The sequence below is a fragment of the Streptomyces sp. NPDC087263 genome, from assembly GCF_044744645.1.
Classification (GTDB): domain Bacteria; phylum Actinomycetota; class Actinomycetes; order Streptomycetales; family Streptomycetaceae; genus Streptomyces.
The window spans coordinates 548,246-573,365 of sequence record NZ_JBIUYT010000001.1 but is presented as its reverse complement, the minus strand read 5'-3'; the positions used below and the strand labels follow the sequence as shown (position 1 = coordinate 573,365).

General features: G+C 70.5%; 22 protein-coding genes. 11 read left to right on the top strand and 11 right to left on the bottom strand.

Going from position 1 to position 25,120, the window contains the following annotated elements:
* Window positions 1-8 precede the first annotated feature (8 nt).
* From ACIPC1_RS02545 to ACIPC1_RS02535, 3 genes are all read right to left on the bottom strand, one after another.
* Window positions 9-1,964, bottom strand: coding sequence for an FAD/NAD(P)-binding protein (locus ACIPC1_RS02545; RefSeq protein ID WP_402512617.1), 1,956 nt, complete (start codon window positions 1,962-1,964; stop codon window positions 9-11).
* Window positions 1,965-2,154: 190 nt separating this feature from the next.
* On the bottom strand, window positions 2,155-3,792 hold the full coding sequence (locus tag ACIPC1_RS02540) for an alkaline phosphatase D family protein (RefSeq protein WP_402512615.1): 1,638 nt from the start codon (window positions 3,790-3,792) through the stop codon (window positions 2,155-2,157).
* 93 nt (window positions 3,793-3,885) lie between these two features.
* Complete coding sequence (locus tag ACIPC1_RS02535; RefSeq protein WP_402512613.1) at window positions 3,886-4,530, bottom strand: HNH endonuclease family protein; 645 nt, start codon at window positions 4,528-4,530, stop codon at window positions 3,886-3,888.
* 423 nt (window positions 4,531-4,953) lie between these two features.
* Between ACIPC1_RS02535 and ACIPC1_RS02530 the strand changes: the two genes are divergently transcribed.
* The gene (locus tag ACIPC1_RS02530) at window positions 4,954-5,535 is read left to right on the top strand and encodes a TMEM165/GDT1 family protein (protein WP_384392087.1); all 582 of its coding nucleotides are present in this window, start codon (window positions 4,954-4,956) and stop codon (window positions 5,533-5,535) included.
* A 284-nt stretch (window positions 5,536-5,819) separates the two neighbouring features.
* Window positions 5,820-6,491: an HAD family hydrolase gene (locus ACIPC1_RS02525; RefSeq protein ID WP_384392090.1), complete on the top strand. Its 672-nt coding sequence runs from the start codon at window positions 5,820-5,822 to the stop codon at window positions 6,489-6,491.
* Between the two features lie 572 nt (window positions 6,492-7,063).
* On the opposite strand, the gene ACIPC1_RS02520 is transcribed toward ACIPC1_RS02525, so the two are convergent.
* A complete protein-coding gene (locus tag ACIPC1_RS02520) occupies window positions 7,064-8,020 on the bottom strand; it encodes a peptidoglycan-binding protein (RefSeq protein ID WP_402512611.1) in 957 nt (318 codons plus the stop codon).
* A gap of 185 nt (window positions 8,021-8,205) precedes the next feature.
* Here ACIPC1_RS02520 and ACIPC1_RS02515 point away from each other — a divergent pair, with 185 nt between their 5' ends.
* Window positions 8,206-10,380 (top strand): DHA2 family efflux MFS transporter permease subunit, encoded by a 2,175-nt coding sequence (locus ACIPC1_RS02515; protein ID WP_402512610.1) that lies wholly within the window; start codon window positions 8,206-8,208, stop codon window positions 10,378-10,380.
* 3 nt (window positions 10,381-10,383) lie between these two features.
* On the opposite strand, the gene ACIPC1_RS02510 is transcribed toward ACIPC1_RS02515, so the two are convergent.
* A complete protein-coding gene (locus tag ACIPC1_RS02510; protein WP_402512608.1) occupies window positions 10,384-10,917 on the bottom strand; it encodes a GNAT family N-acetyltransferase in 534 nt (177 codons plus the stop codon).
* A gap of 140 nt (window positions 10,918-11,057) precedes the next feature.
* On the opposite strand from ACIPC1_RS02510, the gene ACIPC1_RS02505 reads away from it, so the two are divergent.
* On the top strand, window positions 11,058-11,753 hold the full coding sequence (locus ACIPC1_RS02505) for a hypothetical protein (protein ID WP_402512606.1): 696 nt from the start codon (window positions 11,058-11,060) through the stop codon (window positions 11,751-11,753).
* Between the two features lie 5 nt (window positions 11,754-11,758).
* Window positions 11,759-12,631: a hypothetical protein gene (locus ACIPC1_RS02500; RefSeq protein ID WP_402512604.1), complete on the top strand. Its 873-nt coding sequence runs from the start codon at window positions 11,759-11,761 to the stop codon at window positions 12,629-12,631.
* Between the two features lie 86 nt (window positions 12,632-12,717).
* On the opposite strand, the gene ACIPC1_RS02495 is transcribed toward ACIPC1_RS02500, so the two are convergent.
* Window positions 12,718-13,140 (bottom strand): DUF1992 domain-containing protein, encoded by a 423-nt coding sequence (locus ACIPC1_RS02495; protein ID WP_402512603.1) that lies wholly within the window; start codon window positions 13,138-13,140, stop codon window positions 12,718-12,720.
* A 118-nt stretch (window positions 13,141-13,258) separates the two neighbouring features.
* Here ACIPC1_RS02495 and ACIPC1_RS02490 point away from each other — a divergent pair, with 118 nt between their 5' ends.
* Window positions 13,259-13,654, top strand: a complete 396-nt coding sequence (locus tag ACIPC1_RS02490) for a hypothetical protein (protein WP_402512602.1) — start codon at window positions 13,259-13,261, stop codon at window positions 13,652-13,654.
* A gap of 9 nt (window positions 13,655-13,663) precedes the next feature.
* On the opposite strand, the gene ACIPC1_RS02485 is transcribed toward ACIPC1_RS02490, so the two are convergent.
* Window positions 13,664-14,335 carry an O-methyltransferase gene (locus ACIPC1_RS02485; RefSeq protein WP_402512600.1) on the bottom strand — a complete coding sequence of 224 codons (672 nt, stop codon included), beginning with the start codon at window positions 14,333-14,335 and terminating at the stop codon, window positions 13,664-13,666.
* A 361-nt stretch (window positions 14,336-14,696) separates the two neighbouring features.
* On the opposite strand from ACIPC1_RS02485, the gene ACIPC1_RS02480 reads away from it, so the two are divergent.
* Entirely contained in the window at window positions 14,697-16,739 is a 2,043-nt protein-coding gene (locus tag ACIPC1_RS02480; RefSeq protein WP_402512598.1) for a bifunctional glycosyltransferase 87/phosphatase PAP2 family protein, read from the top strand.
* Here the strand turns inward: ACIPC1_RS02480 and ACIPC1_RS02475 are convergent.
* From ACIPC1_RS02475 to ACIPC1_RS02465, 3 genes are all read right to left on the bottom strand, one after another.
* The gene (locus ACIPC1_RS02475) at window positions 16,699-18,294 is read right to left on the bottom strand and encodes a hypothetical protein (RefSeq protein WP_402512596.1); all 1,596 of its coding nucleotides are present in this window, start codon (window positions 18,292-18,294) and stop codon (window positions 16,699-16,701) included. The two genes, ACIPC1_RS02480 and ACIPC1_RS02475, sit on opposite strands and share 41 nt — an antisense overlap.
* Window positions 18,295-18,343: 49 nt before the next feature.
* Window positions 18,344-19,207 (bottom strand): hypothetical protein, encoded by an 864-nt coding sequence (locus ACIPC1_RS02470; protein WP_402512594.1) that lies wholly within the window; start codon window positions 19,205-19,207, stop codon window positions 18,344-18,346.
* A gap of 73 nt (window positions 19,208-19,280) precedes the next feature.
* A complete protein-coding gene (locus tag ACIPC1_RS02465) occupies window positions 19,281-19,655 on the bottom strand; it encodes a hypothetical protein (RefSeq protein WP_402512593.1) in 375 nt (124 codons plus the stop codon).
* A gap of 525 nt (window positions 19,656-20,180) precedes the next feature.
* Between ACIPC1_RS02465 and ACIPC1_RS02460 the strand changes: the two genes are divergently transcribed.
* Window positions 20,181-21,926: a LuxR C-terminal-related transcriptional regulator gene (locus tag ACIPC1_RS02460; RefSeq protein WP_402512591.1), complete on the top strand. Its 1,746-nt coding sequence runs from the start codon at window positions 20,181-20,183 to the stop codon at window positions 21,924-21,926.
* A 171-nt stretch (window positions 21,927-22,097) separates the two neighbouring features.
* The gene (locus tag ACIPC1_RS02455) at window positions 22,098-23,282 is read left to right on the top strand and encodes a flavin-containing monooxygenase (protein WP_402512589.1); all 1,185 of its coding nucleotides are present in this window, start codon (window positions 22,098-22,100) and stop codon (window positions 23,280-23,282) included.
* Between the two features lie 221 nt (window positions 23,283-23,503).
* Here ACIPC1_RS02455 and ACIPC1_RS02450 read toward each other — a convergent pair whose 3' ends face one another.
* On the bottom strand, window positions 23,504-23,884 hold the full coding sequence (locus ACIPC1_RS02450; protein ID WP_402513366.1) for an ATP-binding protein: 381 nt from the start codon (window positions 23,882-23,884) through the stop codon (window positions 23,504-23,506).
* Window positions 23,885-24,010: 126 nt separating this feature from the next.
* Here ACIPC1_RS02450 and ACIPC1_RS02445 point away from each other — a divergent pair, with 126 nt between their 5' ends.
* Both ACIPC1_RS02445 and ACIPC1_RS02440 read left to right on the top strand, forming a co-directional pair.
* On the top strand, window positions 24,011-24,859 hold the full coding sequence (locus ACIPC1_RS02445) for a helix-turn-helix domain-containing protein (RefSeq protein ID WP_402512587.1): 849 nt from the start codon (window positions 24,011-24,013) through the stop codon (window positions 24,857-24,859).
* A complete protein-coding gene (locus ACIPC1_RS02440; protein ID WP_402512585.1) occupies window positions 24,819-25,082 on the top strand; it encodes a DUF397 domain-containing protein in 264 nt (87 codons plus the stop codon). The genes ACIPC1_RS02445 and ACIPC1_RS02440 overlap by 41 nt, the downstream gene beginning before the upstream one ends.
* Window positions 25,083-25,120 lie beyond the last annotated feature (38 nt).

Sequence of the window (25,120 nt, the reverse complement as noted above, 5' to 3'; positions counted from 1 at the left end):
AGGGGCGCTTAATCTATGCTTGCAAGTTCAACATTCGGCCACGGATCTGCTTCCGTTTGCGCTTCCGTTTGGGTTTCCGTGTCGGCCGTCGCCGCACGCGGTGCGCCCCGTTGTGCGACCCGTAGTACCTCCCGTGCCACCGCGTCGGCGTCGGACAGCATGACCGAATCCACGCCTGGCCTGGCCCCGGCCGCGGTCACCCAGTGCACCCCTTCGGTGGGCACGCCGAACGCGAAACGCCGTGTGTGCGCCCGGCCTTGACGGTCGATCAGACGGTAAGGGCGCGGTGTTACGTCCAGGCCTCCGGTTTCGTAACCGTCGACGGTGTGCGGACGGCACCGGCCCGTCTTCAGCAGCCGCCCGAGCAACTCGTCGGCGGTCCGCCGCACGTCCGCTTCCGGCAGCCGTGCCTCGACGAGCGTCGTCGTGCGTACCGCCGAACCCGGCACGTCGGGGGAGTGTGCGACCCAGGCCCCGTCCTCGCCCCGCACGCCGAGGCGGGGTCCGAGAACGGTCAGTGCGCCCGCCTCGATCAGCGCCGCCATCTCCTCCACGCGCTGCCGGGGTGGTCCGATGGAGAGGAACGCGTTGAGCGGCGTATACCAACGGTCCAGGTGTTCCCGGCGGGAAGCGCCCGAAAGCCCTCCGTGGTCGACGATCCGGCGAAGTTCGTTGCGCAGGTCGCGCAGCACGTCCAGGGCGGCCTTGAGCGGGCCCTCGACATTGCCGCGCGCGGCCTCCTCGGCGTCCTCGCGCAGATGTCCGAGGAGCCAGTTCCGCCAGGCGCCGGGGCCGGCGAAGACCCGTCCGGCGTAGGGGCGCGAAATGCGGTCCCAGGACCAGTGGTTGGCGGAAGTGATGCCGAACTCGGCCAGAATCGAACCCTCTTGGGGACCGCGATGGGGTGCGGCGAGGAACCGGTCCCTGAAGTTCCTCGACTCACGCCCCTCCAACATTCCCTCGTAATAGACCGTTTCCACCTCCTTCGCCACCAACGGCCATATCTCGCGCAGGAAGTCCGGCGCGTCACCGGAGTCCGTGCGCTTGCGGAAGGAGGCGATCACGTCGTCCGTGAGGACGAGAGGCAGATGCCGGCCGTACGGGCCCTTCGCGTTGTCGCCGCGGGCCTGGTGCGGGATGCCGCGCCGGGAGCCGGCGTACAGACGGGGCTCGTCGCCCGAGGGGAGGTAGCGCAGGTGGCCCTGGCGGGTGCGGGTGAAGCGGCCGCCGCGGCCCGTGGTCAACAGGGCCATGTGGTCGAAGAAGTTGAGGCCGAGGCCGCGCAGCAGGACCGGCTCGCCGGGGGCGAGCGGGGAGAGGTCGACATCGGCCGGATTGGCGGGCGGGACGCGGCGCAGGCCGTGCCGTTCGGCGTACGTGGTGAGGTGCCGCTCCGCGGGGTCCGCGAGGACCGGCAGATGGCCCTGCGCGAGGATCACGGCGGCGAGGCCCGACAGGGTGCGGCCGGTGGAGAGAGTGAGCGTCTGGCGGCCGTCGCGCGCGTCGTCGAGCCGGGTCGCGCGGGCGGTGTGCACCTCGACCCGCACCTCGGGCGGCGCCTCACGCACCACCTCGCCGAAGACCCACTCCAGATAGTCGCCGTACCGGGCGCGGGTCGGATAGTCGTCGGGGCCGACTTCGCCTGCCGCCCAGGTGTGCAGGCTCGGCCCCGGACGTATCGGTCCCGAGCAGTCCACGCTCTCGTCGGTGAAAAGGGTCACCTGCGAGGCCACGGTGTTCATGAGCAGCTGCGGCGACTGCGTGGTGCGCCAGACGCGGCCGGGTCCCGGTGGGGCGGGATCGACGACGTGGACCGTCAGCCGTACCCCGGGTGCGAGGAGCTCCGGCACGGAGGCGCAGAGGCGCTCCAGGACGCTGGTGCCGCGCGGCCCGGCACCGACGAGGGCGACGGAGACATGGCGGGTTCCGGTGGGCGCGGTGGGCGGTGCGGGGGGTGCGGACAAAGAGAGGACTCCCGGCGTGTGGGGCGCAAGGCGGCGGACCGTCCACCGGAAGCGGACGGTCCGCCTCATCATGCCGTCGTACGGTGCGGGAGCCGAGACCCGGGGCAGCTCATCGGCGCCGCATGTGGGATGCCTCACGAGCATCAGGGACAACGCGTACAACAACCGTACCCAATGCGCTTATCGCTTATCAGGGGGTGAGTACGGACTCGTCCACCGTCCTCAGGCGGACGTCTCCACCGCGTACTTCCTGTGCCTGGTCCAGGCGCAGGGACGCGGAACGCCCGCGCAGCGTCAGGGTCATCAGCTGGTTGCCGAACCAGGGCCCGCCGGTTCTGCCCCAGTTGACGGGCGGGTGCGCGCAGCGGCCGTGCCGGCGCAGCCGGTGTCCGATCGTGCGCCCCAGTCGGCTCCAGCCGAAGCGGAAGCCGAGTTTTATGTAGGAGGGGATGGAGTTGTGCACGGGGGAGCAGGTCAACTGGAGGACCCGGGCGTCGGGTTGTGTGCCGCCGACCCAGGACGGCTCGGCGACGTACGCGTGGTGCACGTCCCCGGACAGCACGCACACCGTGGCCGGGGCGTCGTCCCCCGACCCGGCCTGGGCGATGAACTCGGTGAGCGCGGTGAACGACGAAGGGAACGCCGCCCAGTGCTCCAGATCGGCCGCCCTGCGCACCTTCTCCCCGAACCGCGCCCACCGCTCGCCCCGTTCACCCCCACACAGCGCCGCGTTCCAGGTCTCGGCGTCGTGTATGAGCGGGGGAAGCAGCCAGGGCAGGGAGGTGCCGATGAGGAGATGGTCGTACGATCCGGGGTCCTCCAGCGCCTGTTCGCGCAGCCACTGTGCCTCGCCGGAGTCGATCATCCGGCGGTTCTGCTCGTCCAGGACGCGGGCCGCGCGGGTGTCGAGCATGACGACGCGGACGCGGCCGAAGTCGCGGCGGTAGCTCCAGCGGACGGAGGCGGGGTCGGCCTCCGCCTGTGCGGCGAAGGCGCGCAGCACGTCGGTGCCGTCGGGGGTCTCGCGGACGGCGGCGTACAGCGGGTCCTCGGACAGTTCGCGCGGGGAGAGGTTGCCGAGGTGCTGGTGGACCCAGTACGAGGTCAGGCCGCTCAGAATCCGCTCACGCCACCACGGGGTGGCGCGCATGTCGGCGACCCAGGCGGCGCTGGTGTTCCAGTCGTCGATGACGTCATGGTCGTCGAAGATCATGCAGCTCGGCACGGTGGACAGTAGCCAGCGGATCTCGGGGTCGAGCCAGGATTCGTAGTAGAGGCGGGTGTACTCCTCGTAGTCCGCGACCTGGTGGCCCGGCGGGTCGTCGAGGCCGCGGCGGGCGGCGATCCAGCCGAGCGTGGCCTGGGAGACCTCGTCCGCGTACACCTGGTCGCCCAACAGCAGGAGAACGTCCGGGCGTTCGCCTTCCGGCGCTCCGGCGATGCGGGCCGCCAGGGTGTCCAGCGCGTCCGGGCCCACCGGGTCCTTCTCGTTCTCGGGCGGCGCGGCCCAGCGGCAGGAGCCGAAGGTGACCCGCACGGCCTCGCCGTCGGGGGTGCTGACGACCGAGGGCGGGAAGGCGGAGTCGGGCAGCGGCCACACGGGTACGTCGTCCAGCCGCACCTCGTACGCGGTCCTCGTGCCCGGGGTCAGTCCGCTCACCACCACCAACGCGTAGTGGTGTCCGGCGATCTGGAAGGTCCGGGCCTCGCCGCTGCTGCCGTCGGCGCAGCTCACCTCGGCGGTGCACGGACGGCTCGTCTCGACCCAGAAGGTCGCGGACGAGCCGTCGACGTACCTCAGCAGGGGTCCCAGGCGCAGTTCCGCCAAGTTGATCAGCCTCCTCCGTCGCCCCGTACGGTACGGAACGACGGAGGTCGGCGGGGAGGTTCCGGGATCCGACCTGCTAACGATCCCGCAGGCTCAGCAGCCGCTGAGGACCGAGGTCAGCTTGGTCTTCTCCGCGGTGTCGACCGAGAGGTTGTAGTAGTACTTCACCTGGACCCAGGCGCGGACGTAGGTGCAGGCGTAGGCGGTGCGCGAAGGCATCCAGGTGGCCGGGTCCTGGTCGCCCTTCGACTGGTTCACGTTGTCCGTGACGGCGATGAGCTGCGGCCGGGTCAGGTCGTTGGCGAACGCCTGGCGCTGGGCGGTGGTCCAGCTGTCGGCGCCGGAGTCCCAGGCCTCGGCCAGCGGCACGAGGTGGTCGATGTCGAGGTCGGACGCGGCGGTCCAGGTCGCGCCGTCGTAGACGGAGTACCAACTGCCGCTGGTGGACGCACAGGCGGAGTCGGTGACGACGCCCGTGCCGTCCCGCTTGAGGACCGTCTCACGGGTGTTGCAGGTGCCGGAGATGGTGATCCAGGTGGGGAAGAGGTCACGGTCGTAGCCGGTGCGGTCCTCCGTCGCGACGGTGAGGGAGGCGAGGTAGGTGCGGGCGGTGGCGGCGGTGACCGGGGTGGGCAGTGCGGCGGAGGCGGTCGGGCCGTTGAATATCCCGACCATGGCTATCAGACCGGTGACCGCTGCGAGTATGCTCAGCCGTCGACGCGCGTAGACCTTGGGCATGCGAACTCCATGGGAGTGGGGGGACGTTGGGGCGGGCGAGCACATGCTTGCGGCGGCGTGTTTCCAGGAGATGTGTGCCAGGTGAGAAGCTAGTGACGTGCGCATGACATATCAACACTTCTGACGCACGAGAACTCCTACGCCTGCGGCGGGACCAATGCCCCTGCGGGGCCCGCAGCGCCATCCCGTACGATGGATGGCGCAGAAGGGGAGTAGCTCTTCGCCGGACCGTCGACATACTGCTCAGCTCGTCTGAGCCGGCGCCCGGAGGCAGACCTCGTCACACGGGGCCGGCCAGCGAGACCTTCGGCAAGCAGTGCACCTGCCTGTGCCTTTCGGCCCGGGCTCCTTGTGCGCTGCCATGCCGAGGTGTCGCAGCGCAGCACAGACTCTCGGTGGGGCAGCCCGACCGATTGAGGAATTTTGATCAGCTTCAGCGTGATGGCGCTCGTCTTCGGCGTCGTCTTCCTCGCCGAACTCCCGGACAAGACGGCCCTCGCCGGACTCGTCCTCGGCACGCGCTACCGCGCCTCGTACGTCTTCGTCGGCGTCGCCGCCGCCTTCGCCCTCCATGTCGCGCTCGCCGTGGCAGCGGGCAGCGTCCTGACCCTGCTGCCGCAGCAGATCCTGCACGCGCTCACCGGCGTGCTCTTCCTGGGCGGCGCCGCCGTCCTCCTCTTCAAGAAGGACGAGGACGAGGGGGAGATCCGCAAGCCCGAGAACCAGGGCTTCTGGAAGGTCTCCGGGGCGGGTTTCATGCTCATCCTGGTCGCCGAGTTCGGTGACCTCACCCAGATCATGACGGCGAACCTCGCGGCCCGCTACGACGACCCGCTCTCCGTCGGCCTGGGCGCGGTTCTCGCGCTGTGGGCGGTCGCCGGGCTCGGCATCGTCGGCGGCAAGGCGCTGATGAAGCGGGTGCCGCTGAGCCTGGTGACCAAGGTCGCGGCGGTGCTGATGCTGGGGCTGGGGGTATGGAGCCTGTTCGAGGCGGTGACGGGATGAGGCGGGCGGTCCCTGTGGCGTCCTGGCGGTGACTTTCCGCTGCTCTGATTGTGACCGTACGTAGACCTGGCGATTGAATGCCTGGTCGGAGGCGGTGGCGCCGAAGTCTCCCCTTTTGTATGGTTGAGGAACAAAGTGACTCCCGTCCGTACTCCCTGACCGGCGGGCGGGGTCACCTTGTTCCTGGGAGGCGTAGCCGATCCCCTTTACTGGGTTCTCCACGCTCCAGTTTTGTTTCCCACGTCCCACGTCCCGCGTTTCCCACGTCTCTCGCGCTCTGGAGCATGCCGATGACGGCTCCCACCGTTCTGACCGCCCGCGCCCTCCTGCTCGACATGGACGGCACCCTCGTCAACTCGGACGCCGTCGTCGAGCGCTGCTGGCGCCGCTGGGCCGACCGGCACGGGCTGGACGGGAACGAGGTCATGAAGGTCGTCCACGGCAGGCAGGGGTACGCCTCCATGGCGGTGCTGCTGCCGAACCGGCCGATGGAGCAGAACTACGCGGACAACGCGCGGATGCTCGCCGAGGAGACCGCCGACATGGACGGCGTCTTCGCGATCCCGGGTGCGTCGGAGTTTCTGGCCTCCCTTGCCGCCGGGGGGCTGTCGCACGCGCTCGTGACCTCCGCGGACGTGGGGCTGTCCACCGCGCGGATGGCTGCCGCCGGGCTTGCGCTTCCCGATGTGCGGGTCACCGCCGAGTCCGTCGGGGCGAGCAAGCCGGATCCCGAGGGGTTCCTGAAGGGCGCCGCTGAACTCGGCGTCGCGCCTGAGGACTGTGTCGTCTTCGAGGACTCCGGGGCGGGGATATCGGCGGGGCGTGCCGCGGGGATGCGCGTCGTCGGGGTCGGCCCTCGGGCATCCGTCCACCGTCCCGACGCCCTCGTCCGTGACCTGACCCAGGTGCGGGTGGAGGCCATGTGGGGCGGGGGGATTCGGCTGCATGTGGGGTGACGGCGGCTGCGCCGGTGCGGGCCGTGAGTTTTTTCGCCCCCTCCGCCCCTACCCGTCCCTTGTCCCTGGGGGCTGCCGCCCCCAGACCCCCGCAGTCGCGCTGAACGCGCTCGTCCTCAAACGCCGGACGGGCTGAAAACACCGCCCCCGTGGGTGGGTGGGGGATCGGCTTGAACGGCCTTGTCCTCAAGTGCCCGGCGGGCTGAAAGTGCTGCCCCCGCGGGTGGGTGGGGGATCGGCTTGAACGGCCTTGTCCTCAAACGCCGGGCGGGCTGAAGGCGCTGCCCCCGTGGGCGGGGGATCGGGATGGCAGCGCATCTCTCCCCACGCGCCGCAGACCCCAAGACCGCCGGGCCGGAGCCGAAATGCATTGCTGCCGCCCCACGCCCACGACCCGCAGCCGAACGACGGCGGAAGGGGGCGTGCCGGTACGTCCAGATGCCCGTCGCGTACGTTCGCGTCACCGGACCCGCCACTGCCTGCCCGACGTCTGATCCGGCGGCGACGGGCGGGACGTACCGGCGCGCCCCCGACCCACCCACCAGACGGCACACCCCCTCAGCCGGGCGCGCTCACGGCTCCGCGGTCTTCGCCTCCAGGCTCGTGCGAGTCGCCCGGCCGTACGCCCCCGGCTCGTCGGCCGTGATCCCCCATGTCCGCTGGAAGAGGGTCACGGCGTCCTCGACCTGACTGTCGTAGTCGCCGTCGGCTTCACCGATGTACAGGGCCAACTCGGCCAGGCGCAGCTGAAGTTCGGTGACCTCGGGGCCGCTGTCGCCGAGGTGCAGGACCTCGACGGCGGTCTCGTCGTCCGGGGCGACGCCGGAGGCCTCCACCGCGTCGTCGGCGTTCTCCGTCGTGGTCGTCCGCGTCGGGGTCGCTGAGGAGGACGGGGTCGCGGCGGAGCTCGATGCGGGTGGCGCCGAGGCCGACCGGCTCGTGCTGGGCGACGGGGCCGGGGCGGCCGGCGCCGGCGTCGCCGACGACTCGCTCGCGGACGGCGCCGCGGAGGCGGACGAGGGCGACGCGTCCGGCACGCTCGCCCGTATGAGGTCCGGCGCGGCCTCGTCCCGCGAGGGAGACTCGTACGTGAAGAACCCGCTCGCGAACCCCGCAGCGGCCACCACTGTGACCACGGCCCCGCCGACGCCCAGGAACACGAACCGCCGCCGACGCCGGGCCGGCTCATCCGGACGCTCGCCGACGCCGACCCCGGCCACGACCCCGCCCGGCACCGCGGCAAACCGCATCGTCGCCGCCGAGGCCTCCTCGGAGACCTCCGGCACGGCGACCGGCACCGGCGCGTACTTCGGCACCAAACCACTGGTGCCGCTACCTGTCTCCCCCGCCTCCAACTCCACATAAGGCCGAATCCGCAGCGGATCAAAGTCCTCCGCCGCAGCCGCCTCCGCGGTACGCGCATCCCGCAGCGCGTCCGACGCCCGCTGGGTGCAGCCGCATGTCGGGGTGCCCTGCGGCGTGCGGGGTGCCGTGCACTCGGGGCAGACATGCTTGTTCGGTCCAGTCACGCGTGGGTCCCTCCCCTCTCCTCCCCCTGAGGAACTCCCGAGATTATCCGTATGCCCCACATAAACTCCCCGGAGCCCCCGGAATCTGTCCCTCCGCAGGAGCGGACGGGACTCAACAGGCCATAATCGGTCACACCGATCAGGATGGAGGATGACCGAGACGCGGGGACCGGCGGGAGGTCCGCATGACCGAGGACGGGCACGGCACGGACGGCGAGCAGCCCGGGCCGCAGGGTGGGAACCCCGCCCGGCTGGGACAGGGTGGAACCCCCGCCCCGCTGGGACAGGGTGAGAACCCCACCCCGCGGGGTGTGAACGAGAGCGCCGACCGGCGCCGCGACGCGGCCGCCACCAATGCCGGCGAGACCGCCCACGGCAGCGTCATCGTCTCGATCGGCGCACTGCTGCTCGGCATGCTGATCGCCTCCCTCGACCAGACGATCGTGTCGACCGCGCTGCCGACCATCGTCAGCGACCTGGGCGGCATGGAGCACCTGTCGTGGGTCGTCACCGCGTACCTGCTCGCGTCGACCGCGGCGACCCCGCTGTGGGGCAAGCTCGGCGACCAGTACGGCCGGAAGAGGCTTTTCCAGACCGCGATCGTGATCTTCCTGATCGGTTCCGCGCTGTGCGGCCTCGCACAGAGCATGCCTCAGCTGATCGCCTTCCGGGCGTTGCAGGGCCTGGGCGGCGGCGGACTCATCGTGCTGTCGATGGCGATCGTCGGAGACATCGTCTCGCCGCGCGAACGCGGCAAGTACCAGGGCCTGTTCGGCGCGGTCTTCGGCATGTCGAGCGTGCTCGGCCCGCTCCTCGGCGGGCTCTTCACCGAACACCTGAGCTGGCGCTGGGTCTTCTACATCAACCTGCCCATCGGCATCGTGGCGCTCACCGTGATCGCGACCGTCCTGCACATTCCGGTCCGCTCCAAGAAGCATGTCATCGACTACCTCGGCACCTTCCTCATCGCCGCCGTCGCCACGTGCCTGGTCATGGTGGCCTCACTCGGCGGCAACACCTGGGGCTGGGGCTCGCCGCAGATCATCGGCCTCGCGGTGCTGGGCGTCGCACTGGCCGTGGTCTTCGTCAACGTGGAGCGCAGGGCGGCCGAACCCGTCCTCCCGCTCAAGCTCTTCCGCATCCGCACCTTCGTCCTCGCTGCCGTCATCAGCTTCATCGTCGGCTTCGGGATGTTCGGCGCGATGACCTATCTGCCGACGTTCCTCCAGGTCGTCCAGGGTGTGACGCCGACGATGTCCGGCGTGCACATGCTGCCGATGGTGTTCGGCCTGCTCATCGCCTCCACCGGCTCCGGGCAGATCGTCAGCCGCACCGGCCGCTGGAAGGTGTTCCCCATCGCCGGTACGGGGGTCATGGCCGTCGGCCTGCTGCTGCTCCACCAGCTCGACGAGTTCAGCGGCACCTGGGAGATGAGCGCGTACTTCTTCGTCTTCGGTCTGGGCCTCGGTCTGGTCATGCAGGTGCTGGTGCTGATCGTGCAGAACTCGGTCTCGTACGAGGATCTGGGCGTCGCCACCTCCGGCGCCACCTTCTTCCGCTCGATCGGCGCCTCGTTCGGCGTCGCCATTTTCGGCTCGCTCTTCGCGAGCCGTCTCGGCGACAGGCTGACGAGCGCACTGAGCGGACAGCAGCTCCCGGCGGGCATCAGCGTGAACACGCTCAAGGCCGACCCGAAGGGCATCGCCGATCTGCCGTCGGCGCTGCGACCGCCGGTCGTGCACGCGTACGCCTCCTCCATCACGGATGTCTTCCTGTACGCCGCCCCGGTCGCCCTTCTGGGCTTCGTACTGGCGTGGTTCCTGCGCGAGGACAAGCTGCGCGGGTCGGTCACGGCGCCGGACGCCGCCCAGACGCTCGCGACCAATCCGGTGCAGCGTTCGTCGTACGACGAGGTGTGCCGGGCGCTGTCCGTGCTCGGCACCCGCGAGGGGCGGCGGGAGATCTACGAGAAGATCACCGCGCGGGCCGGCTACGACCTGCTGCCCGCCGCGAGCTGGCTGCTGCTGCGGATCAGGAAGTACGGGTGGGCCGAGCCCGCCCAGCTGTCCGAGGGCAGCGCCGTACCGCTGCCCGTCGTGATGGCCGCCGCCCGGCAGATCGAGGAGCGCCGGCTCGCCGTCCGCGAGGGACTCGACCTGGTGCTGACGGACGAGGGCCGGGAGGCCGCCGGGAAGCTGTCCCAGGCGCGTGAGGAGTCCCTGGGGGAGCTGCTCGGCGACTGGTGGGGCCCGGACCGCCCGGCCGATCTGGCAGGCCTGGTCAAGGAGTTGAACGCGGAGCTGTGCGGCTCCGACGGAGAACGCCCCCACAACGGCACGGTGTCCCGGCGCACCACCTGACCCTCACCGGCCCGACGTACCCAACCGTTTCTCGAACCAGTGCTCGGCGTAGACGTCGTCGTTGTGCGCCGCGGTCTCCACGTAGCCGTGCCGGGCATACAGCGCACGCGCCTCCACCAGGTCACCGCGGGTGTCGAGAACCAGCCGCTCGGCGCCGAGCCGCCGCGCCGCCTCCTCGGCCGCCGCGAGGAGCACCGGGCCGCCGCCCTTGCCGCGCAGGTCCTCGCGCACGAAGACCCGCTTCAGTTCACCGGTGCCCGCGTCGAGCATCCGCACGCCCGCCGTGCCGCCGGGCTCCCCGTCGTACCGCGCGACCAGCAGCATCCCGCCCGGCGGCACGAAACAGGCCCCGTTGTCGGCGGCGACCTCACGCTCCAGCTCCTCGGGATCCGTCGGGTGCCCCTCGTGCAGCCGGTACCAGCGGTCGCTGACCTCCGTGTAGTACGACCGCCAGAGCGCGGCGGCGATCGGGGAGTCGAAGGGTTCGGGGGCGACGGTCCAGGAAGCCGGCGTACGGGGCGTGGTCATGGCGGGCATTGTCGCGGGTTGTCCTGCCGGGCAGGCAAGCGGATTTCGGTGGACGGCCCTGCGGCGCGCACTGTTTGAGAGGCGCTGTGCGGGCAACCCGGTTGGTGCACCGGCCCGACGTTGGGCCGGGAATACCTCGGAAGGCACCCATGTCCACAGGCGTGATCATCGCTCTGATCGTGATCGTGGCGGCCGTTGTCGTTGTCGCGGCCGCCGTGACCCTCCTCGCTCGAAGGCCGCAGGGCGGGCGCAGCCTGCAGCGGCGTTTCGGGCCCGAATACGACCGGGCCGTCGCCCGGCACCACGGAGACGTGAAGGCCGCGGAGCAGGACCTCGCGGAACGCGTGAGCCGGCACGGTTCGCTGCGGGAGCGGGCCATCGAGCCCGCGGTCCGCGAGCAGTACGCGGCCCGCTGGGCGGCCGCCCAGGAACGTTTCGTCGAGTCGCCGCAAGAAGCCGTGACCGAGGCCGACCAGCTGCTCGGCGAAGTGGCCGGCGCCCGGGGGTTCCCCGACGGCGGCCAGTACGACGAGCAGTACGCGGCACTCTCCGTCCACCACGGCCCGCACGTCCACGGCTACCGCCGGGTGCACCGGGCCGCGCAGGCCCGCGTCCCGGACGGTCATGGCAGTACCGAGGAGCTGCGCGAGGCCATGATCGAGGCCCGCGTCCTCTTCGAGGAACTGGTGACCCCCAGCGGCCAGGACGCCCCCCGTCACCGGACGGACGCGGACGAGAAGTCGTCCACCGCCCGGACCACAGCCACCCGCCCCGAGGGCTCCGCCCCCGAGGGCCGATCCCACCTGCCCTGGTCGGTCAACAAACGCCAGGCGAAGGGGAGTTGAGAAACGTGAAGGACATCTCGGACGACGGCACCAAGGACCCGACCCGCCGCGATGAGTCCCGCCGCGACGAGTCACGCCCCGACGCGACCCGTTCGGACGCGACCCGCTCGGATCCGACCCGCTCCGACCCGACCCGCTCCGACCCGATGAAGGGCCGCGTTCCCCCGGTGCCCGGCGAGGCCCCTCCGGCCCGCGAGGTTCCCGCGGGCCAGAAGTCCCCGCTGGGCGAGGACACGAGCGCCCGCCGGACGGACCCGGCCCGCCCCACCGCGGCCCCCGCCTCCGCCCCTGCTACCGAGCCCCGTGAGGGCATCGGCACCTCCGGCATGGGTTCCCGCGAGGGCGCCGGCGCCCTCGACCGGGAGACCGGCGACAGCGCGAACCGCGACAGCGCGAACCGCGACAGCGCGAACCGCGAGAGTGCGGCCCGCGAGAGTGCGGCCCGTGAGAGTGCGGCCCGCGAGGGCAAGGGCGGCGCTACACCTACGGGCGCCCACGCACGGCCCACCGCGCAAGAAACCCGGCAGCTCCCGGACCAGGATCACGACCACGACCACGATAACGACCGCAATCACGACACCCGTCTGCTCCCGCAGGACGAGTGCGACAAGTTCGAGCTGCGGATGCGGCACGCGGTCGGTGGGTTCGTCGACGGGCCCCGGGACTCGGTGGCGGAGGCCGACCAGGTGCTGGAGGAGCTCGCCGCACGGTTCTCGGACGCCGTCACCCGGCGGCGCAGCACGCTGCGTACGTCGTGGCAGCAGAAGACCGGCGAGAAGAAGACCGACGAGAAGACCGGCAACGGCGCCGACACCGAGCAGCTCCGGATCGCCCTGCGCGACTACCGCGAGGTGACCGAACGCCTGCTCCACTTCTGAACCGGCGACGCACCCGACGTACGGGTGCACCACAGGCACCAGTGAGGCCGCGCCCCGGACCATGTCCCGGGGCGCGGCCTCAGTCGTCACCGGGCGGCGGCGGCCGGACCTTCCCGGCGCTCGCGCCACTCCCGGACGATCTCCTCGACGTCGTACGGCTTGAGCCCGAGGGGTGGGCCGGGCGGCGGCTTGAACATGACTTCGCGGATCTTGGCGTTGATGTCCTCGACGATGCGGCGCACGACCCGCTCCGAGGGTGCCGCGGAAGCCGCCGCGAGCGCGTCCTCGGCCTCTTTGCGCAGGGCCAGCGTGGGAGGCAGCACGGACAGGCCCTCGCGGACCATCTTCCGCTTGATCCACCACAGTTCGTCGTACGACGTGTCCGTGATCTCGGGCATCGGCTTGCCCGCACCGGGGAGCTCCGCGAACTCCCCGCGCGCCTCCGCTTCACGAATCTGCCGGTCGACCCACGTCTCGAAGCTGACATCGGGTGGCTTGCGCTCGGTCATGAGTCCATTGTGCAGGAGGCTGCACGCAGGGGCGACGGGGCGAACTATCATTCGGCGGCGGCGCGTCAAGCACGCTCCGTAGGTGGACAATTGGACGGCGGGAACCGAAGGAGCGCACGTGCTCGAACTCACCATGGCATCGGTCACCGGGGCGGACGCGGGCGCGACGGCCGGGATGCTGATGGCCGATGCGCCGAGCGACCCCGGTGCCATGCTGCGGGTGGGCCGGGACAAGGCCGTGTGCCGTCTCGTGACCCCGGACGACTGGCTGTTCGTGTCCAGGGTGCACCTGGAGTTCCTGTGCGGCCCGGACGGCTCCTGGCAGGTCACCTGGCTCCAGGGCTCCCAGCCCGAGCCCTCCTCCGAGGTGCGGCTGACGTTGGCCGGTGAGGTGACCCAGCCCCTGCCGTACGGCGGTACGGCCAGGCTTCCCGCAGGCAGCTCCGGCGAGATCGTGATCCTGGACCGCACCGGCCCGTACAGCGTGAACGTGGGCTTCTACCACGAGGTGTGACCGGTGTTTCTAGGCCAGTACCCGCGCCAGCGCGAACCCGTCGTACCCCTTGCTTCCCACCGTCTGGATCGCCGTACCGCTCAACTTCGGGTGAGTGGCGATCAGTTCGAGCGCGGCCCGGGTGCCCCGCACGCTCGGGTCGGTGCTGCCCGCGTCGGTGACCGTGCCGCCCCGGACGACGTTGTCGACGATGATCAGGCTGCCCGGCCGGGTGAGCTTGACGGCCCACTCGAGGTAGTGCGGGTTGTTCACCTTGTCCGCGTCGATGAAGACGAGGTCGAACGGCTCCGGGTTCTCCTCGGCCAGCTTCGGGAGCGACTCCAGGGCGGGCCCGACCCGTACCTCGGCGATCTTGTCGAGGCCCGCGCGGGCGAGGTTGCCGCGGGCGACCTCGGCGTGTGTGGGGTCGTACTCGAAGGTGATCAGGCGGCCGTCGGCCGGGAGGGCGCGGCCCAGCCAGATCGTGCTGTAGCCGCCGAGGGTGCCGATCTCCAGGATGCGGCGGGCGCCCTGGATCTGGGCAAGGAGGTGGAGCAGTTTGCCCTGGTTCGGGGCGACGTGGATGGGGGGCAGTCCGGCCGCGTCGCTGTCGCGGAGTGCGGCGGTGAGGGCCTCGTCGGCGGGGGCGAGGAGGGTGGTGAAGTAGTCGTCGACGTCGTTCCAGCGCTGCGACTCGGTCATGCACCATGCCTTTCGTATGCCTAGTTAGATGCGCTAACTAGTCCATGAGGGGAATCTAGTCGCGGAAGCCGGGCGTTGTCAGTGGGTTTCGCCGTGTTCACGCCCGGAACCCGGTCGGGCGACGGTGGTTTCGAGCCAGCCCAGGCGGTGGTGGGCGGCTCTCTGTGACCTGCGTCGCGGACCCGGGGTGGAACGGAACCGTGCGCCGACTATCGTCATCCGGACAAAAGACGGAAGGACGTCAGGTGAAGAGGGGGTTGCCTGCGTCTTTCACCGGAGGCGGTGCGAGCCTCATGGGGACCGGGACGGGAACCCGCGCACGGGACGCGTGGGACGAGTGGGGCGGGAGGGCCGGCGCGGCGTGGCGAATGTGGAGCACGGCGGAAGAGCGGGTAATGCCTTCGGCGGGGGGGCGGCCGAGCGGGCGAGGGCACGGCTGAGGGTTCTCCGCATCGGGCTGTGGGTGATAGCCGGGGTCCTCGCGGTACGGCAGCTCGCCGTGGTCCTGAGCACCCCGAAAGGGGAGCGGGTGACGGATCTGGAGACCTGGGTCGGCACGAACGGCGTGCTCCATGTGAAGGGGTCGCTGTACGACTCGACCCAGTTCACCGGCACCCCCTTCGGCGGACTCGTCCTCAAACCTCTCACCCGTTCCGCGGAGCAGGCCCTCGGCTGGGGCTGGACCTTCGGCACCCTGCTGCTGGTCGTCGCGCTCGGCCTGGTCGCGGCACGCGCCCTGCCCAAGCCCGTGACCCGGCGGGCGTCCCTGCTCGCCGCGCCCGTCACGATCAGCCTGCTGATGCTGTCCCTGCCGGTGCGCAACACCCTCTACCTCGGCCAGACCAGCATCATCCCGGTGCTGCTCGTCCTGCTCGGCTGCTTCGCCGTACGCGGCCAGCGGGCCAGCGGCGTCCTGATCGGCCTCGCCGCCGCCCTCCAGCCCACCGTGCTGCTCTTCGCACCCCTGCTCTGGTTCACCGGCCGCAGACAGGCGGCCGTGTCCACGGGGGCCACCTTCGCCGCCCTCACGGCGGTCGCGTGGGCCGCGATGGCACAGGACTCGTACACGTACTGGGTGCACCACCTTGCGGGCGTCGGCCTCGGCGGCGAAGCCGACGGTCTGGCCAACCAGTCGCTGCACGGCGCGCTGCTCCGGTTCGGTCTCCAAGGCCCGCTGGAGATCGGCCTGTTCCTGCTGCTCGGCGCGGCCGTCGCGGTCCTCGGCCTGCGCCGCGCCGTGCGGTACGCGCGCGACGGACAGCTGCTGCTCGCCGTCGCGATCACCGGCTGCGTCGCGGTCGCCGTCTCGCCGACGACCTGGCAGCACCAGCTGCTGTGGGTGCTGCTCGCGGTGGTGGGGCGGGTCGGCAGGAAGACCTCTGACCGTTACATGTGGCCCGTCGTCGTCATCCTCGTCATGACACTGCCGGCGAAGATGCTGGTGCCGAACATGCCGGCTCTGTACCCGCTGCGCGACAACGTGGTGCTGCTCGCGGCCCTCGCCGCCGCGTGCGCGGTGCCGTTCCTCTCGCTGCAGTCGCCCTACTTCCGGGCACCCGACTCCACGCTGTACGCGCCTGCCCGCCCCGCCAGGTTCGAGCGCGTACCGCTGCTCCCGTCCTGGCGCAGGGCCCTCACCCGGCCCAGCCTGCTGCTCGAACTGCTCCTCATCCGCGTGTTCTACGCCGCCTACGCCTCCGTACGGCTCGCGGCGGGCGGCGGCCGTCCCGCCGCCGAGGAACACGGCCACCAGATCCACTCGCTGGAGAAGGCGCTCTTCATCGACGTCGAGCACACCGTGAACCACGCGGTCGCGGGCATTCCGTGGCTCGTCAACTTCTTCAACTTCTACTACACGTCGTTCCACTTCGTGGTGCCGCTGACCATCCTGGGAGTCCTGTACGCACGCCGCCCGGCCGACTACCGCTGGGCCCGCTCCACTCTCGGACTCGGCACCCTGCTCGCCCTGTTCGGCTTCTGGCTGTACCCCCTGGCGCCGCCCCGCCTGATGCCGGGCCTCGGCTTCATCGACACGGTGCACGGGACGCAGGACCTCGACAACCCCGACTTCGGCGCCCTGACCGCCGTCACCAACCAGTACGCGGCGATGCCCTCGCTGCACTTCGGCTGGGCCCTGTGGTGCGGCATCATCATCGTCGTCATGGCCCCGAAGCGCTGGATGAAGGCGCTGGGTCTACTGCATCCGCTCTTCACCCTGTCCGCGATCGTGGCCACGGGCAACCACTGGGTGCTGGACGCCGTGGGCGGTGCGCTCGTGATCGGGGCGGGCTTCGGGCTGGTCTATCTGCTGTCGGGGCCGCGCGCGGCGGCTGTGGTGGCTGCGAGGGAACCGGCGGTGGATATCAGCACCGTCCCTGCCAAGGCAGTCGGTACGAGGAGCTGAGTCGGTAGTCGCCCGCCGCCGGCACGGTGAGTCGGGTCCAGTCGCCAGCCTGCTCAAGGCAGGCGCCCTCCGCGCGCAGCCACGGGGAGTGGGCGACCCGGACGGTAACGGAGCCGCGTGCAGGGACGTGGACGACCATGTCGGCCCCGTCGGACTCGACGACCGAGGCGCCTCCGGAGACCAGGGGCGTCGCGTTCTCGACCCGGTAGACGCTCCAATGGGCGTCCTGCCACAGGGGTTCCAGCCAGTCCGGCTCGGCGCGTACCAGGGCGGCCTCGTCCTCGGCGGCCCAGTCCGGGGTGCCGTGCGGCAGCACGACAAGGCCGACGGCCCACCGGTCGAGCCAGGCACGGTAGCGCTGCTCGGTGAACGAGCCGTCGTAGAAGAGCGGGCCGCGCTCCACGTCCAGTTGCCGGTTCCAGCCGCGCGCGGTGTTGACGTGGGGAGCCAGAGCGGTGGTCTCCCGGTGGTTGAGGGCCGGAACCACCTCCACGCGGGTGCGGTCGGCGCCGAGGCGGTCCAGTGCGGCCACCACGCCGTCCGTGTGGGTCGCCCAGGCCGGCACCGGCGTCGACATCTCCAGGACGTGCTGGGTGTGTTGGGCCACCCAGTTCACCGAGACGGCGAGCGCGGCCACCAGCGCGATCCGGCGTAGGGCGGCCAGGCCGGGCGTCAGGAGGGCGGCCAGCAGGACGGGCGGGGCGAAGAGCTCGGCGAGGCGTACGACGTTCGAGCCGACGGGGGAGGCGACCAGCACGGTGAGGACGATCCCCGCCATGTAGATGCCGGAGCCCAGCCGCAGGCTCCGCCAGGTGCGCGGTGCGGCCGCCACGAGGATCGCGCCGAACAGCAGCGGTTTCCAGATGTCGCTTGTCTGCATGGGCTGTTCGCCGTCGATGGGGAACAGCAGCGTCGTGAGCCCGACCATGACGAGCGGCGGCACGAGCAGGGCGAGGGCCTTCGTGAACTCCCGGCCCAGCAGCCAGGCCGCTCCGACGACCAGCAGGAACAGCCCGGCCGCCGGGCTGGCCAGGGTGCTCAACGCGGCGCACACGGCCGCCAGGACGGGCCGCCGGGCCGGTCCGGTGACCGCCAGGCAGGCGGCCAGGCCGATCGCTGCCCCCAGTGCGAAGGTGGACCGGCCGGACGCGATGTTGCACCACAGGGTGAGCGTGGACAGCAGCGCGGGCCACAGGGGCCGGTCGATACCGCTGCGGACGAAAACACTGGCCGCGAGCCAGGAGGCCGCGACGCCGGCGACGACGGTGACGGTGCGCACCCCGAACACCGCCATCAGCCAGGGCGAGACGAGGCTGTAACTGCCGACGTGGATACCGCCGTACCAGGCGAGGTCGTACGGCGTGCCGGGGTGCCTTGCGACGAAGTCCGTCCAGGCCACCTGGGCCGCGAGATCGCCGCCACCGGTGGCCAGGAAGGCCGCCCAGAGCGCGTAAAGCGGGAGGGCGAGCGCGGTGGCGAGGAGCGGGACGCGGTGCCGCTCCCAAAGGCCCGCGACAGTCGGGGTGTTGACGAAGTGCGCTGTTCGCGCTGGCAATTGGGCTGACTCGGCTGAAGGTGGCACGGACAGACGCTAACCTCTCCGGCTAGCTCTGGGCCAGGACCGCCCGGGCGTTGGCCACGTAGCGCCGATTGGCGTCCTTGAGCCCCTTGAAGTAGGCGAGGTCGGCCTGGATGGCCTGCTCCTCCAGTTTCTTCTCAGCTGCAAACATGACGACTACCAGTGAGACCTGACTTTTACATTCGACGTCGGCCGTGGCTGTGGCGATCTCGGCTCGTGACGCCTTATCCGTGTCCTCGGTGTACCACTTGGCGTCTTTCTTTGCGGATGATGGCGTTGGGTAATCCATCCCCTTGGTTCTCATGCAGGCGCTCCAGGCTTGTATGCCCTTTAGGACGGTGGGGTCCAGTTGCGCGGCAGAATATGTTTCCGATTTGAATTCATTGAATTTTACGAAACTGTACATGGCATTATGCGTCAGAGTTTTTTTGGCGGACGCCTGACATTTCTGAAGAGCTTTCGTGGAATCTGAGTCGAGACCGGCCTCCCGGATTTTCATTTCCGCGGTCACTTTTCTCACAACTGGCGACGAGAGAAGTTCTGCCGGTGTGTGATATCCAAATCTGCGAGCGACTTCGGGTTCGATGACACCGAAATGAAGACGGTTTCGCCAGCTGGCCACATCCGTCGGCATCCGAATGGTGGCCCAGGATCGCCCGTCCTTCTTCATGCAGTCGCGGATCAGCGCGTCGCGGCCCTGGTACGTGGCGTGCGTCTCGCCGTCCGACAGCTGATACGCGTCGAACGGCAGCACGAGGGAACGGGCCAGCGCGGTCGGCTCCGGGATGTCGAGGAGTTGGCCGTTGGCGTCGTCTTGGCCGGTGGACATGGAACAACCGACGGTGAGCAGCAGGAGTGCGATCACCGGGAAGTGGAGGCGGCGAAGCATGCGACAACCCTTTTTCGTGACGGCGGGGCCCCGCCGGGGAGTGCCGCGCGACACTCCCCGGCGGGTCTGCTCACTAGAAACCGTTGAGCGATTCCGCTGTGTTCGAGAACCCGTTGTTGCCGAAGTCGGAGTCCACGCTGTTGTCCTGCAGGTAGTACGACTGCCCCGCGTAGGACGTCTCGGCGTACATGTAGACGTTGTGGCTACAGGCGTTCTTTCCGGAGTTGGCGGAGTTGTTGCTTGACTTGCCGCTCGACCAGTTGTTGTTGGAGAAGTCGCTGTCGTTGCCGGAGAAGACGCGGGATCCGTCCTTGTAGCCGGCCGTGTCCCAGAGAGTGAAGCACGCCGCTTGGGCGCCGGTCTCCGAGGCGGTGGCGACGGGGGCGACAGCGATGAGGGCGGTACCACAGACTGCCGCGAGACCGAGTGACAGAGCAAGCTTACGCATGGGGTTATTCCCTCTCATCGAGTGTGAACTTTGCGAGCCCGCGAGCCACCGGAATGGCCAGTTCCGTTCATCGCGGGCCGACGTTATTTTGTCGCGCACCAAGATTCAATGCGATTTCCCTGTGCACGTCAACGAGGTAATTGATGCTCCTGGGGGATTGGCTGGTCGTGATCCACTGCCTTCCCGCTGTGCAACCGAGGGGCCCCGCTGCAAACATGCAGGTCGGTCGAGGGGATGCATGCGGCGCCGACACGGTTCGTCTCGGCGCCGGCTCCTCGAGCTGGCTTGATAGCGCTCTCAAGGCGAGGGACGTGGCCCGCGGAGGAGGCAGGGATGCACACGCCAGCAGCAACTTTGGCAAGTTCGAGGCCAGTTTGCGAGGACGGGGTGTTCGGAAGTCGCGGGCTCGGATCAGCGTCGCCCTAGGAGGGCGCCAACCCGTGGCGAAGACGGTTGCGGAGGCTTGGAAGCGCTCGTCGAGAAGCCGCGGGGAGTCGGGCCGAGGACAATGTCGGTGGAGGCCGCATGGACTGGGACGACATGGACAACGGTGGCGATGTGGAGACGGACCTCGTGAGGGGGCGGGAGGCCTGTCGGCGGGAGGCCTGGGACGAGGCGTACGAGCTGCTCGTGCGGGCCGACGCGGGGAGTCCGCTGCCTGCCGGCGACCTGGAGCGGCTCGCCGAGGCCGCCGACATGGTCGGGCGCTGCGACGACACGGTGCGGCTGCTGCGGCGGGCCTATCAGGAGTACGCCGGGTCCGGCGCCGTCGGGCCCGCGCTGCGCTGTGCGTACTGGCTGTGCAAGACGCTGGCGTGGGGCGGCGAGTTCGCACAGTCGGGGGTCTGGTTGACGCGGGCGCGGCGGCTGGCCGATGCCTCGGAGGACTGTCCGGAGTCCGCCTACCTGCTCCTGCTCGATGCGGAACTGCTGTTCAGGGCGGGGGAGTACGCCGAGTGCCTTGCGGTGGCGCGACGGATGGGTCCGATGGCCGATGCGGGCGAGGATCCCGACCTCATGGCGTGCGCGGCGATGACGCTCGGGATCGGGCTGGTCAAGAGCGGTGAGATCGGGACCGGGCTCGCCCAGCTCGACGAGGCGATGACGGCGGTGGCGGGCGGGGAGCCGTCGGCACGGGCGACCGCGATGGTCTACTGCGTCGTCATCGGCGTCTGCGAGGAGTACCAGGAGGTGCGCCGGGCCCGTGAGTGGTCCGACGCGCTGGCCGACTGGTGCGCGGCGCAGCCCGACTTCACCGGCGCCTACCGCGGCCTGTGCCGGGTGCACCGGGTGGCGATCCTCAGGCAGGGCGGCGAGTGGCCGGACGCGGTCCGCGAGGCACGGTTGGCCTGCGACCAGCTGACGGGCGGATACGGTACGGCCGTCGCGGGCGGGGCGCACTACCAGCTCGGCGAAGTCCACCGGCTGCGCGGTGAGTTCGCCGACGCCGAGCAGGCGTACCAGGACGCCCTGCGGTACGGCTGGGATCCGCAGCCCGGCACGGCGCTGCTACGGCTGGCCCAGGGCAGGCGGGACACGGCGGTGGCGGTGATCCGCAGGGCCCTCGCCGAGACGTCCGGGACGACCGCGACGCCGGGACCGGGCGGCACGGCCGGGGTGGGGGAGCCGATGTCCCGGGTACGACTGCTGCCCGCGGCCGTGGAGATCCTGACCGGCACGGAGACGGCGGCCGTTCCCGACGACGACGACCTGGCCGATGCCGCACGGGCCGCCGCCGAGCTGGCAGCCATCGCCGAGGCGTACCCGGACACCACGGCACTTCAGGCGATGTCCGGGCACGCCACCGGCGCGGTGCGGCTTGCCCAGGGAGCCGCGGGAGAGGCGCTGCCCCCGCTCCGCAGGGCCGTCCGGCTCTGGCACGAGCTGGACCTGCCGTACGAGTCGGCCAGGACGCGGGTGCTGATCGCCCGTGCCTGCCGGACTCTGGGCGACGAGGACTCCGCCGCGATGGAGCTGGACGCGGCCCGCCGGACCTTCGCCAGGCTCGGCGCCGCCCCGGACCTCGCCCACGCCTCCTACGCCCCCGGCGGGCGGGACGGCGACTGCGGGCTGTCGCCGCGCGAGCTGGAGGTGGTCCGGCTGCTCGCGGCGGGCGGTACCAACCACGCCATCGCGGCCGAGCTGGTCCTCAGCGAGCGGACCGTTGCCCGGCACGTGAGCAATATCTTCGGCAAGCTCAAGGTCGGCTCGCGTACGGCGGTAGCCGCGTACGCCTTCGAACACGGGCTCGTACGGCGGGACAGGCCGTAGAGCCCCCGGTACAGCGCGGCCGGGACCTGGACCTGCCGCGACCGGGCGTGATGCGTAGAACTGCCCATGCCCGCTCCCGCCGGTTGGGCATTCCTGTCGATGCGGGCGGGGCCGGTGCGCGGCGAGTATCGATATCCGGCCGGATGTCCGGCAGGAGAGGAGCACGCTGTGATGAGGACCGAGCGGATCGAGACCGTGGTCGTGGGTGGCGGCCAGGCAGGGCTCGCGACGGGATACCACCTGGCCCGGCGCGGGCGGTCGTTCGTGATCCTGGACGCGGGTGAGCGGATCGGCGACGCCTGGCGCAAGCGCTGGGACTCACTGCGGCTGTTCACCCCGGCCCGCTACGACTCCCTGCCCGGCCTGCCGTTTCCCGGCCGGAGCTGGTCGTTCCCCTCTGCCGCCGAGTTCGCCGACTATCTGCGGGACTACGCGGCGTGGTGCGAACTGCCGGTGCGCACCGGTGTCTTCGTACGACGGCTGTGGCACGACGGGGAGCGATACGTCGTCGAGACGGCCGAGTCGGCGGACGACGGGTCGGCGGACCGGGAGTGTCGTTACGAGGCGGAGAACGTCGTCGTGGCCGCGGGCTTCGACCGCCTCCCCAAGGCCCCCGACTTCGCGGCGGACCTCGCCCCGGACGTCGTACGCCTGCACGCCGCCGACTACCGCGGCCCGGCCCAACTGCGGGACGGCGACGTGCTGGTGGTCGGTGCCGGAAACTCGGGGGCGGACATCGCCCTGGAACTGTCCGCGACCCACCGCGTCCTGCTGTCCGGCAGGCATCCGGGGAACCTGCCATGGCGGATCGACTCCGCGGCGGCCCGGGTGCTCAGCCCCCTCCTCTTCTTCGCCTTCCGGCACGTCCTGACCGTACGCACACCGATCGGCCGCAAGGCCCGGCCCCGCATCCTGACGCAGAGCGGCCCGCTGATCCGGGTGAAGTCCAGGGATCTCGCCGCCGCGGGGGTGGAACGCGTGGGCCGCGTGATGGGCGTGCGCGACGGGCAGCCCTTCTTCGCCGACGGCTCCGACGGCTCCGACGGCTCCGACGGCTCCGACGGCTCCGGCGGAGGCGCGGCCCGGGTCGCCAACGTCGTGTGGTGTACGGGCTTTGCGCCGGACCACAGCTGGATCGACCTGCCGGTCTTCGGCGCGGACGGCGAACCGCGGCAGCGACGCGGAGTGGTGGACGCACAGCCCGGCCTCTACTTCGTGGGCGGGCTCTTCCAGCATTCCTTGTCCTCGTCGATGGTGCAGGGGGTCGGGCGGGACGCGGGCCATGTCGTCGAGCACCTCGACGCGCGAGCGGGTCGCGTGACGCGGGCGGCACGGCTCACGGGTGCGCGCGGCTGAGGAACCGGGCGGTCCGGTCGCTGGCCCGGTTCCCGGGCCGCGTCGGTGTCCTGCTCCGCCGGTTCACCGGCGCGGGGCGGTCGCCGGACGATCCTGGAGTCCGACGTGGCGGAACTGGTGGGCCGGGCCCGTTGCCCGGAGGAGGTTGTCGTACCCGCCGTCGCAGCCGCGGCGACCATCGGCTCCGCCGACATCTCCAGCCGCACCCCCCTGAACAACCGTCACGTCTCCGACGGGGCGAGAGTTCCTCCCAGGCACTCGAACCACACGGTCTTGCCGTCCCCGGTCGGCTCCACCCCCCACTCGTCGGCCATCGCCTCGACCAGGACGAGGCCACGGCCGCCTTCCGAGTCGCTGTCGTGGGCCGCGACGGTCGGGAGGTCGGCCGAGCCGTCCGACACCTCGACGCGGACGCCGTACGGCTGCCGCAGGACCAGCAACTCGCAGCGGCGGTCCGGCACATGACGCAGCACGTTGGCGAGCAGCTCGGTGACCGCCAGGCCCACCGGGTCGGCCAGTTCCGGCATCTCCCAGTAGCGGAGGTACGCGCGGACGATCCGCCGGACGTGACCGGCCGAGTGTTCGCCGACCGTGAAGCGCATGCCGTACCGGACGGGTGGGGGAGGAATGAGTTCGTTCACAGGACGAGCGTGACGGCCACTCGCTACGCTGAGCTACCGACCGAACACAACTGACTCGCGGGCCGAGTTGGGCGAGAGGGGCCGTGCGTGACCAACATCAGCGTCCTCGATCCGAGCGCGTCGCCGCTGGACTACTACGGCTTCGAGCTGCGGCGGCACCGGGAGGCCGCGGGACTGACACAGAAGCAGTTCGGAGACATCGTCAACTACACCGGGTCACTGGTGGGACAGATCGAGACGGCACGGAAGCTGCCGACGGTGGTGTTCAGCGAGCGGGCGGATGCGGCGCTGGGGACCGGGGGGTTGTTGTCGCGGTTGGTGGGGCTGGTGTTGCGGAGTCAGCTTCCGGGGTGGTTTCAGCGGGCTGCGGAGCTTGAGGCGCGGGCGGTCGAGATCTGCACCTTCCAGACGCACATGGTGCACGGCCTGTTGCAGACCGAGGCGTACGCGCGTGCCGTGCTCGGAGCGCTGGACAGCAGCAGGCTGGATGACCGGACGGCCGTGCGGCTGGCACGGCAGCGCATCTTCGAGAAGAGCGAGCCGCCGGTCTTGTGGGCTGTTATCAGTGAAGCCGCTCTGTACCAGGAGATGGGCGGTCCCGACACCATGCGGGGCCAACTGGCCCGGCTGTTGGACTTCGAGGAGAACTCCCGGGTCAACATCCAGGTGTTGCCGTACTCGGCCGGTGCCCATACCGGGCTACAGGGTTCCTACACCCTCTTCCGCTTCGCGAGCGACCCGGACATCGTCTACACCGAGGGTTACGGGATGGGGCATCCGACCGCCAACCCGGACACTGTCAAGGACTGTTCGCTCCGTTACGATCATCTTCAGGCCGCCGCACTGTCCCTCAGGGACTCGGCGGAGGTGATCCGGCGCGCAATGGAGGAACGCTATGGGGAGCAACGCGATTCCGACCGGCATCCAGTGGCGTAAGTCCAGCTACAGCGGAGATCAGGGCGGCAACTGCGTCGAGTGCGCCCCGCTCGGACCGCTGGCCTGGCGCAAGTCGACGTACAGCGGCGACCAGGGCGGGGAATGCGTCGAGATCGCCCCAACTCCCTGCGCCGCCATCGCCGTTCGCGACTCCAAGAACCCCACAGGCCCCGCCCTCGCCCTCACGCCCGCCGCCTTCGCCGCCTTCGTCGCCCTGCTCTAGTACGCCAGTTGTAGCTCGCGATCCTGGGCTCACGTTCC